Source organism: Streptomyces beijiangensis (genome assembly GCF_017315755.1).
GTDB classification, from domain to species: Bacteria; Actinomycetota; Actinomycetes; order Streptomycetales; family Streptomycetaceae; genus Streptomyces; species Streptomyces beijiangensis.
In genome coordinates this window covers 1-18,961 of record NZ_JAFLRJ010000233.1, presented here as the reverse complement: position 1 = coordinate 18,961, position 18,961 = coordinate 1, and the positions used below count along the sequence as shown (strand labels likewise).

The following is an 18,961-nucleotide window of genomic DNA, read 5'->3' as shown; positions in this document are numbered from 1 at the left end:
TGGCGGCGATCTCGGGGCGGGGCGGCGGGGGCGGGGCACAGAGCCCGCTGAGGTCCTTGGCGCGTACGGCCTTGGTGATCCAGGCCCGGTCCAGGACCCGGCGCTCGTCGGCCTCGGCGACCAGGTCCTCGGACTGGTTGTAGTCGCCGTCGGCGGCCTGCACCGCCCACAGGTGCACGGCGACGCCGTGCTCCTTGGCGGACATCAGTCCGGGCAGCAGATCTCCGTCGCCGGTCACCAGGACGATGTCCGAGCAGGCGCGGTTTCTGGCCAGCTCGGTCAGCTCCGCGTGCATCGCCGCGTCGACGCCCTTCTGCGCCCAGCGTCCGTCGCTGCGGGTCAGTGCCCCGAGTCGAACGGTCACGCGCGGCATGACGCGCAGCCGCCGGTGTTCGGGCTGCGGGACCCGGTCGGGGGCGCCGTCGAACCAGTAGATCCGCAGCAGCGGCTGCTGGGTGTCGTCCTCGGCACGCTCGCGAAGCCCCTGGATGAGGGCGGCGTGATCAACGGTGATACGAGAGCGGGCGGGCTCCCCGGCGAGGAGACTCGCGGCGGCGCCCAGAAGATATCCGGCGTCCACCAGGACGACGCAGCGGTCCACGCGATCCACCCACTTTCGAATACGTCATCGGATACGACGGGGGAAGGGAAAGTGCAACGGGTTTTCTTCGAGTCTGCCCGACTGCGCGGGCGTTAACGGCCGGAACTCGATCATCGGCGTGGCGTATCCGGAAGTTGCTCAGAAGTTGCCCTGCGGTCGACTCAATTACGCACGGTAATGATCCAAAATGCGGCGGTATGCCTGGTATGTGACTCTGGCGATGGCCCTGGCCCCTAGTCCCCCTCAAGGAGGCATCACCATGGCCAAGAACAAGAACCGCAAGCAGGGCGGCAACCAGCAGGACCGCGCGTCGGCAGCAGAGCGCGGCACCGAGGAAGCCAAGTCCTCCGCTTTCGAGTCGCAGGCTCAGCCGCAGGCTCTGGCGCAAGGCAGCCCCGCTGATGTTGCCCGTAAGCACCAGCGTCGCTTCGGTCACAACTGACGGTCGCAGTAAAGGAAATACCCGAGGGGCGCGTCCGGTACCGGACGCGCCCCTCGGCTCTGCCATGAGTGGATCTAGCCGGCCAGGCAGGCCGGTCCGAGCAGCACCTTCAGATCACCGAAGAGGGCGGGATCGGCCTGGACCCGGTGCCGGTCGAGCCGGAGCACCGTGGTCTTGCGGGCGCCCTGGAGCTTGATCCGTACCTCCGAGTTGCCCCGGTGCGAGGAGAGGATCTCGCCGAGCCTGCCGACCATGGGCGGGGTGATCCGCGCCGTGGGGATGGTGATGACGACCGGCGCGTTCGTCCCGGCGTTGGACACGTCGGGGACCATCATCTCCATCGCGACCAGCCGCGGGATGTCCTCACGCTTGTCCAGGCGTCCCTTGACGAACACCACGGTGTCCTCGACGAGTTGGGTCGAGACCAGCTGGTAGGTCGCGGGGAAGAACATGCACTCGATGGAACCCGCCAGGTCCTCGACCGTGGCGATCGCCCAGGCATTGCCCTGCTTGGTCATCTTGCGCTGCAGCCCGGAGATGATGCCGCCGATGGTGACGACCGCGCCGTCGGAGTGCTCGCCGCCGGTCAGCTGGGAGATCGACGCGTCGGACTTTTCCGAGAGGACGTGCTCCAGGCCGAAGAGCGGGTGGTCGGACACGTAGAGACCGAGCATCTCCCGCTCCTGGGCGAGCAGATACGCCTTCTCCCACTCGATGTCCGAGAACTCGACGTCGAGGCCGAAGCCGGGCTCGTCCTTCGCGTCCGCGTCGCCCATCGCGCCGAAGAGGTCGAACTGCCCCTCGGCCTCCTTGCGCTTGACCGCGACGACGTTGTCGATCATCGGTTCGAAGTGCGCGGTGAGGCCCTTGCGGGTGTGCCCCATCTCGTCGAAGGCGCCGGCCTTGATGAGCGATTCCGTGGTGCGCTTGTTGCAGGCGACCGCCTCGACCTTGTCGAGATAGTCGGGGAACGAGGCGTACTTCCCCTTCGCCTTGCGCGAGCGGATGATCGACTCGACCACGTTGGTGCCGACGTTGCGGACCGCGGAGAGGCCGAAGAGGATCACCTCGTCGCCCTGGGCGGCGAAGTTGGACATGGACTCGTTGACGTTGGGCGGCAGCACCTTGATGCCCATGCGCCGGCACTCGTTGAGATAGACGGCCGACTTGTCCTTGTCGTCCTTGACCGAGGTCAGCAGGGCCGCCATGTACTCGGCCGGGTAGTTGGCCTTGAGATAGGCGGTCCAGTACGTGACCAGTCCGTACGCGGAGGAGTGCGCCTTGTTGAAGGCGTACCCGGCGAACGGCACCAGCACGTCCCACAGCGACTGGATCGCCTTGTCGCTGAAGCCGTTCTTCTTCGCCCCCTCCTGGAAGAGGACGAAGTTCTTGGCCAGTTCCTCGGGCTTCTTCTTGCCCATCACGCGGCGCAGGATGTCGGCCTCGCCGAGCGAGTACCCGGCGATGATCTGTGCGGCCTTCTGCACCTGCTCCTGGTACACGATCAGGCCGTACGTGATGCCGAGCACTTCCTCCAGGGGCTTCTCCAGCTCCGGGTGGATCGGCGTGATCTCCTGCGCCTTGTTCTTGCGCAGGGCGTAGTTCGTGTGCGAGTTCATGCCCATCGGGCCCGGCCGGTACAGGGCCGAGACGGCGGAAATGTCCTCGAAGTTGTCAGGCTTCATCAGCCGCAGCAGGGACCGCATCGGGCCGCCGTCGAACTGGAAGACGCCGAGCGTGTCACCGCGGCAGAGCAGTTCGTACGTCTTCGGGTCGTCCAGCGGGAGCGCGAGCAGCTCCAGATCGATGCCCTTGTTGGACTTCACCATCTTGACGGCGTCGTCCATGATCGTCAGGTTGCGCAGACCCAGGAAGTCCATCTTCAGCAGGCCGAGCGACTCGCACTGGGGGTAGTCCCACTGCGTGATGGTGACGCCGTCGGAGTGCCGCACCCAGATCGGGGCGTGGTCGACGATGGGCTCGCTGGACATGATCACGCCGGCCGCGTGCACGCCCATCTGCCGGACCAGGCCCTCGACGCCCTTGGCGGTGTCGATGACCTTCTTCACATCCGGCTCGTTCTCGTACATCGCCCGGATCTCGCCCGCCTCGCTGTAGCGCGGGTGGCTCGGGTCGGTGATGCCGCTGAGGTCGATGCCCTTGCCGAGGACGTCGGCGGGCATGGCCTTGGTGAGCCGGTCGCCCATCGCGTACGGGTAGCCGAGGACCCGGGCGGAGTCCTTGATCGCGTTCTTGGCCTTGATCTTTCCGTACGTACCGATCATGGCGACCTTGTCGGCGCCGTACTTCTCGGTCACGTACCTGATCACCTCGACGCGCCTGCGCTCGTCGAAGTCGATGTCGACATCGGGCATGGAGACGCGCTCGGGGTTGAGGAACCGCTCGAAGATCAGCCCGTGCGTGATGGGGTCGAGGTCGGTGATGCCCATCGCGTACGCGACGATCGAACCGGCCGCGGAACCACGTCCTGGACCCACCGCGATGCCCTGGTTCTTGGCCCACATGATGAAGTCGGCGACCACCAGGAAGTACCCGGGGAAACCCATCTCCAGGATGATCCCCATCTCGTACTCGACCTGCTTCTGCCGGTCGTCGGGGATGCCGCCGGGGTAGCGCCGGTTCATCCCGCGCATGGTCTCCTCGCGGAACCAGCTGACCTCGGTGTACCCGTCGGGGATGTCGAACTTCGGCATCAGGTTCTTCTCGACGAACATGTCGTCGGTGTTGACCTGCTGCGCGACCAGGAGGGTGTTGGCACACCCCTCCTGCCAGGCGTCCGAGGAGTCCACGGCGTACATCTCGTCCGTGGACTTGAGGTAGTAGCCGGTGCCGTCGAAGCGGAAGCGGTCGGGGTCCGAGAGGTTCTTGCCGGTCTGGATGCAGAGCAGCGCGTCGTGCGCGGTCGCCTCGTGGGCGTACGTGTAGTGCGAGTCGTTCGTCACCAGCGGCGGGATGGAGAGCTTCTTGCCGATCTCCAGGAGACCGTCGCGGACGCGGCGCTCGATCTCGATGCCGTGGTCCATCAGCTCCAGGAAGTACTTGCCCTCGCCGAAGATGTCCTTGTAGTCGGAGGCCGCCTGCACGGCCTCGTCGAACTGGCCGAGACGGAGCCTGGTCTGCACCTCGCCGGACGGACAGCCGGTGGAGGCGATGAGCCCCTCCGACCACTTGGAGATCGTCTCCTTGTCCATCCGCGGCCACTTGGTCAGCCAGCCCTCGGCGTACGCGTCGGAGGACAGCCGGAAGAGGTTGTGCAGACCGGTCTTGTTGGACGCCCAGATCGTCTTGTGGGTATAACCACCCGAACCGGACACGTCGTCGCGCTTCTGGTGCGGCTGCCCCCAGCGGACGCGCTGCTTGTTGCGCCGTGACTCCGGGGCGACGTACGCCTCGATGCCGATGATCGGCGTCACCCCCGCCTTCTTCGCCGTGTGGAAGAAGTCATAGGCGCCGTGCAGATTTCCGTGGTCGGACATGGCGATGTGCGACATGCCCATCTCATTGCAGGCGTTGAACATGTCCTTGAGCCGCGCGGCACCGTCCAGCATCGAGTACTGGGTGTGGACGTGAAGGTGCGTAAAGGGCGGCTTGGTCACGACGGGGGCCTCCAGCGAGAGTCGGGGGGACAGCGTGGAAGTCTACGTCGGCCGACTGACAGTTCGCGGAGGTTACAGCAGGGCGCAGCCCTTCGATGAGGGGTGGTGGTCGGGCGACGGGCGGGCACTCGGGGGTACCTTCGGGCGTTGCACAGGAGAGCACACCTGTCCCAATTGTCATGTACCAGGAGGCACCAAGCGATGTCGGTCCCGCAGCCCACCGCCGAAGAGCGCGGCGAGCAGATACTGGCCGTGTTCGGCACCGCTTTCGGCGAGTTGCTGGCAGCCGACCCGGCCGCCTTCCGGGTCAAGTTCCGCAAGATGGCGGCCTCGGCCTTCGCCTTCTACCGGGGCACGGCCTGCCTCTTCTACGAGGACCTGCGCGACGGCGGGGACAAGGGCCCGTATCTGGACGAGCGCACCAGCCGGGTCTGGGTGCACGGCGATCTGCACGCCGAGAACTTCGGCACGTACATGGACGCCAACGGCCGGCTGATCTTCAACGTCAACGACTTCGACGAGGCGTACGTCGGCCCCTTCACCTGGGACGTCCAGCGCTTCGCCGCCTCGCTCGCCCTGGTGGGCCACGCCAAGGCGCTGAGCGACGACCAGATCACCGGTCTCGTACGGACCTATGCGGCGGCCTACCGCGAGCGCATCCACGACCTGGCGGCGGGCGTCAGGGACGACGACCTGCCGCCCTTCACGCTGGACACCGCCGACGGCCCGCTGCTCGACGCCCTGCGCTCGGCCCGCTCCCGCACCCGCTTCTCGCTGCTCGACTCCATGACCGAGATCCGCGACTTCGAGCGCAGGTTCGCCCCCGGCGGCGGCTCCATCGAGCTGGACGCGGCGACCCGCTACAAGGTCCTGGCCGCCTTCGACGGGTATCTGGAGACGCTGCCCGAGGCGAGCCTGGTGCGCCCGGACTCCTACCGCGTCAAGGACGTCGTGGGCCGCCGGGGCATCGGGATCGGCTCGGCCGGCCTGCCCTCGTACAACATCCTGCTCGAAGGCCACAGCGACGCCCTCGAGAACGACGTGATCATCTACCTGAAGCAGGCGCAGACCCCGGCGGTCTCCCGGCACATCACCGACGGGCGGGTCCGCGAGTACTTCCAGCACGAGGGCCACCGCACGGTGATCTCGCAGCGCGCCCTGCAGGACGCGGCCGACCCGTGGCTGGGCTGGACGGAGCTGGACGGGGCCGGGCAGCTGGTCGCCGAGGTGTCTCCGTACGCCGTGGACCTGGACTGGTCGGACATCGACGACCCGGAGGAGATCGCGGCGGTCGTCGCGGACCTGGGCCGGGCCACGGCCACGATGCACGCGGCGGCGGACGACGAGAGCGGCCACTCCCTGGTGCCGTTCTCCACGGAGCGGGCCATCGACGCGGCGATCGCCGCCGACGAGGACGGTTTCGCCGGACTGCTGGTCGACTTCGCGCACGAGTACGGGGCGCGGGCCCGCGCCGACCACCAGATCTTTGTCGACTTGTTCCGCAATGGCCGTATTCCTGGCCTTTAGTCCCGAGAAGCTTTAGGGATCCCCTACAGGAGAGCGTGGCAAAATCCCTCCCACCATGAGGTGATTCCCGACCTCGTTTCCCGATCACATCCCGACGAGGCAGACCCGGTGCATATAGGCGACGCAAGGCTGAGGGCGGTTCGCGCGGCGCTGTTCACAGCGCTCGTCGTGACCCTCTCCGCCGCGTCCCATGTGCTCCTGTCCCGTGTCCCGCTGCCGCTGCCCACCGTCGCTCTGCTCGCCGCCGCGGTCTTCGCCGTGGCGTACGCACTGGCCGGACGGGAGCGCGGCTTCGGCGCGATCGCGGGTGTCCTCATCCCGCTGGAGCTGACCGCCGACACGGTCTTCACCACCGGGCAGCACCTCTGTTACGGACCGGCCGGCGGCCCCGTCGCCGGGGCGCTGCGTTCGGTCGGCGTGGACGTGTTCTGCGGCGGTGGCAGGGTCGGCACCCCTCTCGCGGCGGTGGCGGGCCCGGGGCACCGGGCCACCGATCTGCTCAACTCCCCCGATCCGGCGCTGCCCTGGCTGCTGCTCGCCGCCCATGTGGTGATCGGCCTGCTGGCCGCCGTCTGGCTCCGCCGGGGCGAGGCCGCGCTGGCCTCGCTGCTGCGCGCCTTCGGCGCCTTCGCCTTCCGGCCGCTGCTGGTCGCGGTCGCCGTGGTGGTGACGGCGCCCCGCACCGCGCCCCGGACAGGCCGTACCTCGTACCGGCCGCATCTCGCACGCGTCCGGCTCCTCGTGCACTCCGTTGGCCGGCGTGGACCGCCGCGCTCGGCGCTCTCCTTCACCTGAGCCCGAGCCCCGCAGTCCCCGCCCCACGTCTTCATACGGAGAAAACGATCATGAGTTCACGCAACAGCCACGCCAACAAGGCAGCCGCCCGCGACCGACTGCGCGCCGAGCGCGAGCGCCAGCAGAAGAAGGACAAGACCCGCCGCCAGATCGTCGTGGGCGTCTCGGTCGTCGCCGTCCTCGCGATAGCCGGCGGCGTCGGCTACGGCGTCATGCAGATGAACAAGCCCAGCGCCTGGGAAGCCGCGAAGAGCGACAAGGTCATCGCCCCGGCCAACACCACGGGCACCAACGGCACCACGGTCACCATCGGCAAGCCGGCCGCGAAGAAGACCCTCGAGGTGTACGAGGACTCCCGCTGCCCCGTCTGCGCCCAGTTCGAGCAGACGGTCGGCACCACGGTGCAGAAGGACGTCGACGCCGGCAAGTACAAGATCCAGTACATCGGCGCCACGTTCATCGACAACAACGGCGGCGAAGGCTCCAAGAACGCGCTGAGCGCACTGGGTGCGGCACTCAACGTGAGCCCGGAGGCCTTCACCGCGTACAAGTCCGCGCTCTACTCGACGACCTGGCACCCCGAGGAGACGTCCGACAAGTTCAAGGACGACTCCTACCTGATCAAGGTCGCGCAGACCGTCCCCGCCCTCAAGGACAACGCGGCCTTCCAGAAGGCGGTCAAGGGCGGCACCTACGACGCCTGGGCGATGAAGATGTCCGCCAAGTTCGACAAGAGCGGGGTCCAGGGCACGCCCACCTTCAAGATGGACGGCAAGGCGGTCACCGTCGGGACGACGACCAACCCGCCGATGACGGTCGCCGAGTACAACACGGCGATCACCAAGGCCCTCGCGGGCTAAGCCGGCCAGAGCTTCAGAGCGACAGAGCGACAGAGCTTCAGAGCGTCAGAGCGTCTCCAGGAAGCCGAGCGCGACCTTCCAGGCCGTCTCGGCGGCCTCGGCGTCGTAGTCCGGAAGCTCGGGGTCGGTGAAGAGGTGTCCCGCACCGGGATAGCGGTGCACCTCGACGTCGGCCCCGGCCCGGCGCATCTGCAGGTACCAGCTGTTCAGCCAGTCGTGCGTCTCGAACGGGTCCGGGTCCGCGACATGCAGCTGTACGGGCAGCTCGTCCACCGACGCGCCCTCCGCGATGTCGGACGTCCCGTGCAGCAGGAGCAGCCCGCGCGCCTTCTCGTCGCCCAGCGCGAGATTCTGTGCCAGCGACCCGCCGAGCGAGAAGCCCGCGTAGACAAGCCCCTGGTCGGAGTAGGGCGCCGAGGCCACCACCGCGCGCTTGAGCAGTTCCTCCGCACCGACCTCGTTCTTGAAGTCCATGCCCTCCTCCACGGTGGCGAAGGTCTTGCCGTCGAAGAGATCCGGCACCTGGACCTGGTGCCCGGCGGCGCGCAGCCGCTCGGCCGCGGCGTGCACCCCGGGGCGCAGACCGTAGGTCGAATGGAAAAGCATGATGTTCATGGAGCCATGGTGCCAGTTACGGTCGGAGGCATGGAGAACGCACTGCGCCCCTTGATCGTCGTCGGCGGCTCGGTCGTGCTCACCCTCGTCGTGGGCTGGCTCGTCGACCGGGTGCTGCAGAAAGTGGACTCCCGGCGTCGCGACACCCCGCTCTGGGGCCTGCTGCGCCGGTGCCGGATCCCCTTCCAGCTCGTCCTGTGCACGGCGCTGCTCCGCGGCACCTACCGCACCGCCAAGCTCCTCCAGGATCACGAGGCGGGGATCGGCCAGATCCTCTCCCTGGTCCTGATCGCCTCGTCCGCCTGGCTGGTCGTACGGATCGCGACGGCGGTCGTCGACTCCACGTACGCCAGGTACGTCGCCACCACACGCGACCCGGCCCGGGTACGCCGGGTGCGGACCCAGGTGACGCTCATCCAGCGGGTGGTGACCGCGATCGTCACGGTGGTCGCGGTCTCGGCCATGCTGCTGACCTTCCCCGCGATGCGCACCGTGGGCACCTCGCTGCTGGCCTCGGCCGGGATCCTGGGCATCGTCGCCGGTGTCGCCGCCCAGTCCACGCTGGGGAACCTCTTCGCCGGGCTGCAGATCGCCTTCGGGGACATGGTCCGCCTCGGGGACACGGTCGTGGTGGACGGCGAATGGGGGGTGGTCGAGGAGGTCACCCTCACCTTCCTGGCCGTACGGACCTGGGACGAGCGCCGGATCACCATGCCGGTCTCGTACTTCACGAGCAAGCCCTTCGAGAACTGGTCGCGCGGCGGCATCCAGATGACCGGCACGGTCTTCTTCCATCTGGACCACTCGGCGCCGGTCCCGCTGATGCGCGAGCAGATGCAGGACATCCTGCGCGAGTGCTCAGCGTGGGACGGCCGCGACTGGTCCCTGGCCGTGACCGACACGACACCGTCCACGGTCCAGGTGCGGGCCGTGGTCACCGCGAAGGACGCGGACGACATCTGGACGGTGCGCTGCGCGGTGCGCGAGCAGATGATCGCCTGGCTGTACGAGCACCACCCGTACGCCCTCCCCCGCATCGCCACGGCGCCCGCGGAACTCCCCAAGCCCGCCGAGGTCCCGCGCCCCGACACCGAGCCCCACACCGGCCGCGGCTGAACAGCCCCGCCGCTAGCGCAGGCTCCGCACGTCCAGATGGCGCAGCACCCGGTCCACGATCTCCGGATCCGCCCCCGGCTCGCTCCGCGCCGACAGCACCTCGTGCCGCGCGGCCGACATCATCTCCCGCTGGATGCGGCGCATCGACTTCGCCCTCTCCACCCGCTTGGCGACCGCGTCGCGCCGCTCCTCGTCGACCATGTCGGGGCTGATCCTGGCCCCGATGTCGTACGCGCTGCGCACCAAGCGCTCCATGACGTCCTCAGGGAACTCCTCGACCTCCTGGATCTCCTTGAGCCGGCGCTTGGCGGCCTTCGCCGCACGGATCGCCAGACTCCGCTCCAGCTCCCGCTCGGCATCCGTATCGGCGCGTACGTCCAGCTTCCTGACGAGCCACGGCAGGGTCAGACCCTGGACCACCAGAGTGGCCATGATCACGCAGAAGGCGATGAAGACGAGCTCGTCGCGGTGGGGGAAGGGGTCGCCCGCATCCGTCGTCCGCGGAATGGCGAGCGCCAGCGCGACCGAGGCCACGCCCCGCATCCCCGCCCACCACATCACGATGGTCTCGCGCCAGGTGGTCGGGATCTCCTCGTCGTAGTCGCGCAGGGTGTGCAGCTTCTTCGCCAGCCAGGTGGCGGGCAGCAGCCACATCAGCCGTACGCCCACGACGACGCCGACGATCGCCGCGCCCCAGCCGAGCATCTGCAGCTGGCGGCCGTCGGCGGTGCCGAAGACCACATGGAGTTCGAGCCCGATCAGCCCGAAAGCGACCCCGGTGACGAGGGTGTCGACGACCTCCCAGAAGGCGGTCCCGGTGAGCCGGCCCTGGACGTCGTCGGCGTCGGCGGTGTGCTCGGCGAGGAACAGGGCGGTGATGAGGACGGCGAGGACGCCCGAGCCCTTCATTTCCTCGGAGAGGACGTACGCGACGAACGGCACCAGCAGGGTCAGCCCGATCTGCAGCGTGGCGTCGCCGACCAGCCCCATCAGCTTGTTGGTGAGCCAGCCGAGCGCCAGGCCGACGGCCGTCGCGACCACACCGGAGAGGACCAACTCCCCTACGGCATGCGGCCAGGAGAAGGTCCCGGTCACGACGGCGGCAATGGCCACGTGGTAGAGGACGATCGCGGTCACATCGTTGAACAGCCCCTCGCCCTCCAGGATGGAGACGAGCCGCCGGGGCAGCCCGAGTGATCCTGCCACTGCGGTGGCCGCGACCGGATCGGGCGGCGCGACGAGTGCGCCGAGCGCGACGGCGGCGGCGATCGGGAGCCCGGGGACGAGAGCGCCGGCGACGGCGGCCACGGCGGCCGTGGTCACGAAGACCAGCGCCACGGCCAGCAGCAGGATCGGCCGGATATTGGCGGCGAACTGCCGCCAGGAGGTGCGCTGCACGGCGGCGTACAGCAGCGGCGGCAGGATCAGCGGAAGGATGAAGTCCGAGGGGACGTTCACATTCGGTACGGCGGGGATCAGCGCCAGCACGATCCCGCCGAGCGTCATCAGCACCGGGGCCGGCAGTCCGAGCCGCTGCCCGATCGGCACCGAGATCACGGCGCCGAGCAACAGCGCGAGCAGCAGTGCCAATTGGTCCACGGGTACCCTCCGGCGCGGTCGAAACCTTGACGATCAGGGGCCCCAGCGTGCCACGCAACCCACCCCTACTACCTCAATAGGACAGTCAGCATCCCGCGTGGCGGCTCTTTCATCCGATGTATGTGCTGCGCGAGGCCTTCCGATTCGGCGGCGAGGAGGCCTCCACCTGGACCTTCCACTGGCTGCAGGCCTCCTCCACCCGCTCCAGCGGCAAGCCCGACGACTACACGCCCAACCCAGACCCCAGAGTCGGCGACGGTCACGTCGAACAGCCGCTGCTCGCCGGCGGGGGCTGGACGGCAGCCTGGCGCGAGCAACGCGCGGGCACCTGGCTGTTGTTGGCAGCGCGCCCGGCAAAGCGACTGATGGCATGAGCACCCAGCAGATCTTGTATTGCTCCGGCGGCCGGGAGGGTCATCGCTGGACAGGCATGACCTGTCAAACTCGCCGGAGCGATCCAGGGGAGAGTCTCCCAAGTTCGCCGGGGAGAGAACTTCAAGTACTCCAGCTCTACAACCGAGCCGACATCACCCGTACCAGGGGCCAGATCGGCATGGCGCCCGTCCACGGCTCCAGCCACCCCGAAACCTATGGCGTCGGCGCCCTGGGCCGATTCGCCAAGGCGATCAACTTCTGCGCCCGCTTCCTCCACGAGGGCCCGGACGGCAAGCTGCACCTGCCGCTCACCACCCGCTCCCCCGAGTACGCGAACGCCGCCGACTGCGCCTACGGCCTCTCCCTCATCCGCTGGGGCGCCCGCACGCTCATCGACTCCGCTCGCAGACTCGCACCGCGAGGGCAAGAACTTCGCCCTGGAGTCCCCGCTCTCCGCGGTCCAGTCGATGCTGGACATGGCGGTGCGGAGCCAGGACGACGCGGTCAAGGTGTTCCCGTCGGTCTCCGTTCGGCGGGCGCCATACGCTGGATACGGATCCGCAGCGAGGCCGGTGAGCCGCTCACCCTCGACCACGGAATCGCGGGAGCGGTGGAGGTACGCACCGAGCACGGACACGCCCTGCCCCGGCGGGAGTCGGGCGCGGGGAGGATCTCCGTACAACTGCCGCGCGGAGCGACCGCGGTCGTCACCCCGCGCGGGGAGCGCGCGGCGCACGGCCCGCGGGAGGTCCCTTCGAACGGATCAGCGCGGCCCTGGGGGCTGCCCCGGTGAACGAGTCACAGCGGGCGGCGCATCGCCCGGTGCGGGATCCCCGCGTCAGGGAACTCGGGTCCGTACGCGACGTATCCGAGCCGCTCGTAGAACCCCAGCGCATGGGTCTGCGCATGCAGATCGACGGCCGTGAGACCGCGCTCCCGAGCCGCGTCCTCGATCGCCCGCACCAGCGCCACTCCGACGCCGAGACCGCGCGCCGTCTTGGCGACCGCGAGGCGCCCGAGCGTGCCGACCCCGGCCTCCTCGATGCCGGTCAGCAGCCGCCCGGTGCCGAGAGGCCCGTCCGGTCCTGCCGCGAGGACATGCAGCGCGTCCGCGTCAAGGTCGTCGTACTCCAGTTCGGCAGGCACGCCCTGCTCGACGACGAAGACCTCCCTGCGCACGGCGAAGCACGCCTCCAGGTCATCGGGTCCCCCGGCGACCGTGACGCGGTAGTCGTCGCTCACTCGCTCTCGGCCCGGATCGCGTCCAGCGCCTTCTGCAGGTCGGCCGGGTATCCGCTCTCGAACTCGACCCACCGGCCGTCCGACGGGTGCTCGAAACCGAGCTTCACCGCGTGCAGCCACTGCCGGGTCAGACCCAGGCGCTTGGCCAGGGTCGGGTCGGCGCCGTACGTCAGGTCGCCCACGCAGGGGTGCCTGTGGGCCGACATGTGCACACGGATCTGGTGCGTACGGCCGGTCTCCAGCTTGATGTCGAGCAGCGAGGCGGCACGGAAGGCCTCGATCAGGTCGTAGTGCGTCACCGAGGGCTTGCCCTCGGCCGTCACGGCCCACTTGTAGTCGTGGTTCGGGTGGCGCCCGATCGGAGCGTCGATTGTGCCGCTCATCGGATCGGGGTGCCCCTGCACCAGCGCGTTGTACTTCTTCTCGACGACCCGGTCCCGGAACTGGGCCTTCAGCAGCGTGTACGCACGCTCCGACTTGGCCACCACCATCAGGCCCGACGTGCCCACGTCCAGCCGGTGCACGATCCCCTGGCGCTCGGAGGCGCCCGAGGTCGAGATCCGGTACCCGGCGGCGGCGAGCCCGCCGATCACCGTCGTACCGGTCCAGCCGGGGCTCGGGTGGGCGGCGACGCCCACCGGCTTGGAGATGACCACGATGTCGTCGTCGTCATGGACGATCTCCATGCCCTCGACGGGCTCGGCGACGATCTGGACGGGCGCCGGCACCCCGGGCATCTCCACCTCGAGCCAGGCACCGCCGTGGACCCGGTCGGACTTCCCTACCACCGCCCCGTCGACCTGCACCTTTCCCGCAGCGGCAAGCTCGGCCGCCTTCGTACGGGAGAACCCGAACATCCGGGAGATGGCGGCGTCGACGCGCTCGCCCTCAAGGCCATCGGGAACGGGCAGGGTGCGGGTTTCAGGAACGGTACTCACCCGTCGAGTATGCCTTGCCGCTCGGGCGGACTAGTCCTTGTGGACGGTCCCGTCCGGGTCAAGGCCCTTGAACGACAGGATCACGATCAGGAATCCACCGCAGACGATCGCCGAATCCGCCAGGTTGAAGACCGCGAAGTGCCACGGAGCGATGAAGTCGACGACCGCTCCCTGGAAGATCCCCGGCGAGCGGAAGATCCGGTCGGTCAGATTGCCCAGCGCCCCGCCGAGCAGCAGCCCGAGCGCGATCGCCCAGGGCAGGCTGTAGAGCTTCCGCGCCAGGCGGGCGATCACAATGATCACGGTCGCCGCGATACAGGTGAAGATCACGGTGAAGGCCTCGCCGACACCGAAGGCCGCACCCGGGTTCCTGATCGCCTCGAACCGCAGCAGATCACCGAGGACCTTGACCGGCTCGTGGTGCTCCAGCCTGGCGACCACGATCATTTTGCTGATCAGGTCGAGCAGATAGGCGAAGACGGCCACACCGAACAGCACCAGGAGCTTCCGTGCGCCCTTGGGCCGCTCGGCGGCGTCGGGGGACTGCTCCGGACCGGCCTCAGCCGCCTCGGGGTTTTCCGGCGTACCGATGATGCGCTCCGCCTCTGCCACGTGAGTCCCTCGCCCTAGTTGCCTGACTGAGGACGAGGGTACGACACCCCTGTGCGGACGCCGAGGCTCAGGCCCGGCACTTCCCTGTCCGGTCAGTAACGGCGCTCCTGCTTCTGCTTGCACTCCACGCACAGCGTGGCGCGCGGGAAGGCCTGCATCCGGGCCTTGCCGATCGGGTTCCCGCAGTTCTCGCAGATCCCGTACGTTCCCGACTCGAGCCGCTCCAGTGCCCGCTCGGTCTGCTCCAGCATCTCCTGCGCGTTGGCCGCCAGGGCCATCTCGCTCTCCCGGGTGATGTTCTTGGTACCGGTGTCGGCCTGGTCGTCGCCCGCGCCGTCACCGGAGTCCCGCATCAGCCCGGCCAGAGCCGCCTCCGCGGCCGCGATCTCGGCGCCGAGGCGCAGATCCTCGCTCTGCAGCTCGGCGCGGGCGTCGGCGACCTCGTCCGGGGTCCATGGATCCTCCCCCGGCCGTACGGCGAGCTCGCCAGGGACCGCGGCCGCGACGGTGCGTGCCTTGGGCACTGCCGTCTCCGTGCTCTCCGCGGGCTTGCGCGCCGTCGCAGTCTTCTTCGCAACCACCGTCTTGGCTCCCGTCTGTTCCGCGGCCTGTGCCGCCCCCGCGGCCGCCGTGGCGGCCTTCTTCGCCGCCTTCTTGGCGGGCACCGCCTTCTTCGCCGGCGCCGCCTTCTTGGCCGACGCCTTCTTCGCCGGTGCCTTTTTCACCGCCGCGACCTTCTTCACGGCAGCCTTCTTCGCTGTGGTTCCCGGTGCGACGGTGCTCTTGCTGTCGGTCCGATCCTTGGCCGTCGCGCCAGTGGATTCTGCGGACGCCGACTTCTCTGCGGCGGTCTTCTTCGCCACCATGGCCGCGGCCCCTTCACATATTGTGATCTTGCTCGCGATACGTGCTGGGACGATAAGTCGACCCCAGCTCCGCGGCAACGGGGCACGCCGCTCGTTCAGCCCATCCCGCGTCCGCGGCGAGGTGAGCCTGCATCCGTTGTGCCCAGCTCCCCGGCCGGTAATCCGCCCCAAGGAGGGAGCCGGAGTCCGGCGGATGCCATATGGCCATTCGGGTCATCGGCGCACCCCGTCCGGCGCCGCGGGAAAACCGGTCGGCCGACCGCGGAAGGGCCCCGTACACTGGCCTCAGCGAGAGGCGCAGATGGGACGAGTAGCGTCGTACGCGGCCAAGAGCGATCCGGGGACGGTGTGAGCCCGGAGGCAGGCGCGACATGAAGATCACCCCGGAGCCGTCGGAAGAAAGCCCGTAAGGGCCCTAGACCCGGCATCGCGACCCCAATGAGGGGGCCAAGGGCGCACGCCCGGGGCCAAGGAGGGTGGTACCGCGGGAGCCGAGTGCTCTCGTCCCTCCGACGGAAGCGAGAACGTCCGCCGGAGGAGCCCGCCGATGACAACGCCCAAGTACCAGGCGCAGTACCGCCAGGTGCCCGCACAGGTCGACCTGCCCGCCCTCGAGCACGCCGTGCTCGATTTCTGGCGCGAGAACAAGGTCTTCGACAAGAGCCTCGAACAGTCCCAGGGCCGCCCCGAGTGGGTCTTCTACGAGGGCCCGCCGACCGCCAACGGCATGCCGGGCGCCCACCACATCGAGGCACGCGTCTTCAAGGACGTCTTCCCCCGCTTCCGCACGATGCAGGGCTACCACGTCCCCCGCAAGGCCGGCTGGGACTGTCACGGCCTGCCCGTCGAGCTCGCCGTCGAGAAGGAACTCGGCTTCAGCGGCAAGCCCGAGATCGAGGCGTACGGCATCGCCGCCTTCAACGACAGGTGCCGCGAGTCCGTCACCCGCCACACGGACGCCTTCGCCGAGCTGACGACCCGCATGGGCTACTGGGTCGACCTCGACAACGCGTACCGCACGATGGACCCCTCGTACGTCGAGTCGGTCTGGTGGTCGCTGAAGGAGATCTTCAACAAGGGCCTCCTCGTCCAGGACCACCGCGTCGCCCCCTGGTGCCCGCGCTGCGGCACCGGCCTCTCGGACCACGAGCTGGCGCAGGGTTACGAGACCGTGGTCGACCCCTCGGTCTTCGTCCGCTTCCCGCTCACCAGCGGCCCCCTCGCGGGCGAGGCCGCCCTGCTGGTCTGGACGACGACCCCCTGGACGCTGGTCTCGAACACCGCGGTCGCCGCACACCCCGACGTCACCTACGTCGTGGCGACGAACGGCGAGGAGAAGCTCGTCGTCGCCGAGCCGCTCCTCGCCAAGGCACTCGGCGAAGGCTGGGAGCCCACCGGCGCCACCTTCACGGGCGCGGAGATGGAGCGGTGGACGTACGACCGCCCCTTCGCCCTGGTCGACTTCCCGGCGGAGGCCCACTACGTGGTCAACGCCGAGTACGTCACCACCGAGGACGGCACCGGCCTCGTCCACCAGTCCCCCGCCTTCGGCGCCGAGGACCTCCAGGTCTGCAAGGCGTACGGCCTGCCTGTGGTCAACCCGGTCCGCCCCGACGGCACCTTCGAGGAGGAAGTCCCCCTCGTGGGCGGCATCTTCTTCAAGAAGGCCGACGAGAAGCTGGTCGCCGACCTGGACGCGCGCGGCCGCCTCTTCCGCCACGTCCCGTACGAGCACAGCTACCCGCACTGCTGGCGCTGCCACACCGCGCTGCTCTACTACGCGCAGCCGTCCTGGTACATCCGCACCACCGCGGTCAAGGACGCGATGCTGCGCGAGAACGAGAAGACCAACTGGTACCCGGAGTCGGTCAAGCAGGGCCGCTTCGGCGACTGGCTGAACAACAACATCGACTGGGCGCTCTCCCGCAACCGCTACTGGGGCACCCCGCTCCCGATCTGGCGCTGCGAGGACGACCACCTCACGGTCATCGGCTCCCGCGCGGAGCTCACCGAGCTCACCGGGACCGATCACTCGGAGCTGGAACCGCACCGCCCGTACATCGACGACGTCACCTTCCCCTGCCCCACCTGCGAGCAGACCGCGACGCGCGTCCCCGAGGTCATCGACGCCTGGTACGACTCGGGTTCGATGCCCTTCGCGCAGTACGGCTACCCGTACCAGAACAAGGAGCTCTTCGAGAGCCGCTACCCGGCGCAGTTCATCTCGGAGGCCATCGACCAGACCCGCGGCTGGTTCTACACGCTCATGGCGGTGGGCACTCTCGTCTTCGACAAGTCGAGTTACGAGAACGTGGTCTGCCTGGGCCACATCCTGGCCGAGGACGGCCGCAAGATGTCCAAGCACCTGGGCAACACCCTCGACCCGATCCCCCTGATGGACCGGCACGGCGCCGACGCGGTGCGCTGGTTCATGGCGGCCGGCGGCTCGCCGTGGGCGGCCCGCAGGGTGGGCCACGGCACGATCCAGGAGGTCGTCCGCAAGACGCTCCTCACGTACTGGAACACGGTCGCCTTCCAGGCGCTGTACGCCCGCACGTCCGAGTGGGCGCCCTCGGCGGCCGACCCGGCACCCGCGGACCGCACGGTCCTTGACCGCTGGCTGCTGAGCGAGCTCAACGCGCTCGTCGACCAGGTCACCCAGGCGCTGGAGGCCTACGACACCCAGCGCGCGGGCAAGCTGCTCTCGGCCTTCGTCGACGACCTCTCCAACTGGTACGTCCGCCGCTCGCGCCGCCGCTTCTGGCAGGGCGACAAGGCCGCGCTCCGCACGCTCCACGAGGTCGTCGAGACGGTCACCCGCCTGATGGCCCCCCTGACCCCCTTCATCACGGAGCGGGTCTGGCAGGACATGGTGGCGCCCGTCACCCCGGACGCCCCCGAGTCGGTCCACCTCTCCACCTGGCCCAAGCCCGACCTGTCGGCGATCGACCCGACCCTGTCCTCGCAGATGGTGCTGGTACGCCGCCTGGTCGAGCTGGGCCGCGCCACGCGCGCCGAGTCGGGGGTCAAGACCCGCCAGCCCCTCTCCCGCGCCCTGGTCGCGGCGTCGGGCTTCGAGTCCCTCTCCCCCGAACTCCAGGCCCAGATCACGGAGGAGCTGAACGTCTCCTCCCTCGCCTCCCTCTCCGAAGTGGGAGGCTCCCTCGTCGACACGACGGCCAAGGCCAACTTCCGTGCCCTGGGCAAGCGTTTCGGCAAGGGAGTCCAGGCGGTCGCGAAGGCGGTGGCCGAGACGGACGCGGCAGCGCTCTCGCTCGCCCTGCGCGAGGGTACGGCGGCGGTGACGGTGGACGGCGAATCCGTCACCCTCTCGCCCGACGAGGTGATCATCACGGAGACCCCGCGCGAAGGCTGGTCCGTAGCCTCCGACTCGGGTGCGACGGTCGCCCTGGACCTGGAGATCACGCCGGAACTGCGTCTCGCGGGCCTCGCCCGTGACGCGATCCGTCTGATCCAGGAGGCCCGCAAGAACAGCGGCCTGGACGTCGCGGACCGTATCGCGGTGCGCTGGACGACGACGGACCCGGCGACGTCCGAGGCCCTGACGGAGCACGCTCCGCTGATCACGGACGAGGTCCTGGCTCTGGACTACGCGGAGGGCGCGCCGGACGACACGTACGGCGACCCCTTCAAGGACGAGGGCCTGTCCCTCACGTTCCACCTCCGCAAGACGGAGAAGTAACTCCGCACCACCCAGAGGGCCCGGCCGACCACGTCGGCCGGGCCTTCTGGGTG

The 18,961-nt window shown here is 68.9% G+C and carries 16 protein-coding genes; 8 read left to right on the top strand and 8 right to left on the bottom strand.

From position 1 onward, the window contains the following. Nucleotides 1-610: NYN domain-containing protein (locus J0695_RS23955; protein WP_206964741.1), on the bottom strand; the 610-nt coding region annotated here is incomplete at its 3' end. 250 nt (nt 611-860) lie between these two features. On the opposite strand from J0695_RS23955, the gene J0695_RS23950 reads away from it, so the two are divergent. Continuing rightward, the gene (locus J0695_RS23950) at nt 861-1,043 is read left to right on the top strand and encodes a hypothetical protein (protein WP_206964739.1); all 183 of its coding nucleotides are present in this window, start codon (nt 861-863) and stop codon (nt 1,041-1,043) included. Between the two features lie 74 nt (nt 1,044-1,117). Here J0695_RS23950 and dnaE read toward each other — a convergent pair whose 3' ends face one another. Next, nucleotides 1,118-4,660, bottom strand: a complete 3,543-nt coding sequence (dnaE, locus tag J0695_RS23945) for a DNA polymerase III subunit alpha (RefSeq protein WP_206964737.1) — start codon at nt 4,658-4,660, stop codon at nt 1,118-1,120. Nucleotides 4,661-4,861: 201 nt separating this feature from the next. Between dnaE and J0695_RS23940 the strand changes: the two genes are divergently transcribed. The 3 genes from J0695_RS23940 (at nt 4,862) to J0695_RS23930 (ending at nt 7,842) form a co-directional block, all read left to right on the top strand. Next, nucleotides 4,862-6,187 carry a DUF2252 domain-containing protein gene (locus J0695_RS23940; RefSeq protein WP_206964735.1) on the top strand — a complete coding sequence of 442 codons (1,326 nt, stop codon included), beginning with the start codon at nt 4,862-4,864 and terminating at the stop codon, nt 6,185-6,187. 108 nt (nt 6,188-6,295) lie between these two features. After that, nucleotides 6,296-6,982, top strand: coding sequence for a hypothetical protein (locus J0695_RS23935; protein WP_206964733.1), 687 nt, complete (start codon nt 6,296-6,298; stop codon nt 6,980-6,982). Between the two features lie 50 nt (nt 6,983-7,032). Further along, nucleotides 7,033-7,842, top strand: coding sequence for a DsbA family protein (locus J0695_RS23930; RefSeq protein WP_206964731.1), 810 nt, complete (start codon nt 7,033-7,035; stop codon nt 7,840-7,842). Between the two features lie 45 nt (nt 7,843-7,887). Here J0695_RS23930 and J0695_RS23925 read toward each other — a convergent pair whose 3' ends face one another. Then, nucleotides 7,888-8,457, bottom strand: a complete 570-nt coding sequence (locus J0695_RS23925; RefSeq protein ID WP_206964723.1) for a dienelactone hydrolase family protein — start codon at nt 8,455-8,457, stop codon at nt 7,888-7,890. Between the two features lie 30 nt (nt 8,458-8,487). Between J0695_RS23925 and J0695_RS23920 the strand changes: the two genes are divergently transcribed. After that, entirely contained in the window at nt 8,488-9,573 is a 1,086-nt protein-coding gene (locus J0695_RS23920) for a mechanosensitive ion channel family protein (protein ID WP_206964721.1), read from the top strand. A 12-nt stretch (nt 9,574-9,585) separates the two neighbouring features. On the opposite strand, the gene J0695_RS23915 is transcribed toward J0695_RS23920, so the two are convergent. Further along, nucleotides 9,586-11,172: a Na+/H+ antiporter gene (locus tag J0695_RS23915; protein WP_206964714.1), complete on the bottom strand. Its 1,587-nt coding sequence runs from the start codon at nt 11,170-11,172 to the stop codon at nt 9,586-9,588. Between the two features lie 116 nt (nt 11,173-11,288). Here J0695_RS23915 and J0695_RS23910 point away from each other — a divergent pair, with 116 nt between their 5' ends. Beyond that, the gene (locus J0695_RS23910) at nt 11,289-11,546 is read left to right on the top strand and encodes a hypothetical protein (RefSeq protein WP_206964711.1); all 258 of its coding nucleotides are present in this window, start codon (nt 11,289-11,291) and stop codon (nt 11,544-11,546) included. 179 nt (nt 11,547-11,725) lie between these two features. Then, the gene (locus tag J0695_RS23905) at nt 11,726-12,340 is read left to right on the top strand and encodes a hypothetical protein (protein WP_206964710.1); all 615 of its coding nucleotides are present in this window, start codon (nt 11,726-11,728) and stop codon (nt 12,338-12,340) included. 5 nt (nt 12,341-12,345) lie between these two features. On the opposite strand, the gene J0695_RS23900 is transcribed toward J0695_RS23905, so the two are convergent. From J0695_RS23900 to J0695_RS23885, 4 genes are all read right to left on the bottom strand, one after another. Next, nucleotides 12,346-12,789, bottom strand: a complete 444-nt coding sequence (locus J0695_RS23900) for a GNAT family N-acetyltransferase (RefSeq protein WP_206964708.1) — start codon at nt 12,787-12,789, stop codon at nt 12,346-12,348. Beyond that, the gene (locus J0695_RS23895; RefSeq protein ID WP_206964695.1) at nt 12,786-13,727 is read right to left on the bottom strand and encodes an RluA family pseudouridine synthase; all 942 of its coding nucleotides are present in this window, start codon (nt 13,725-13,727) and stop codon (nt 12,786-12,788) included. Before J0695_RS23895 ends, J0695_RS23900 begins: the two co-directional genes overlap by 4 nt. A 30-nt stretch (nt 13,728-13,757) precedes the next feature. After that, a complete protein-coding gene (gene lspA, locus J0695_RS23890) occupies nt 13,758-14,339 on the bottom strand; it encodes a signal peptidase II (RefSeq protein ID WP_206964687.1) in 582 nt (193 codons plus the stop codon). A gap of 92 nt (nt 14,340-14,431) precedes the next feature. Next, nucleotides 14,432-15,205, bottom strand: a complete 774-nt coding sequence (locus J0695_RS23885) for a TraR/DksA family transcriptional regulator (protein ID WP_206964685.1) — start codon at nt 15,203-15,205, stop codon at nt 14,432-14,434. 547 nt (nt 15,206-15,752) lie between these two features. Between J0695_RS23885 and ileS the strand changes: the two genes are divergently transcribed. Further along, on the top strand, nt 15,753-18,908 hold the full coding sequence (gene ileS, locus J0695_RS23880; protein WP_206964683.1) for an isoleucine--tRNA ligase: 3,156 nt from the start codon (nt 15,753-15,755) through the stop codon (nt 18,906-18,908). Nucleotides 18,909-18,961: the final 53 nt, after the last annotated feature.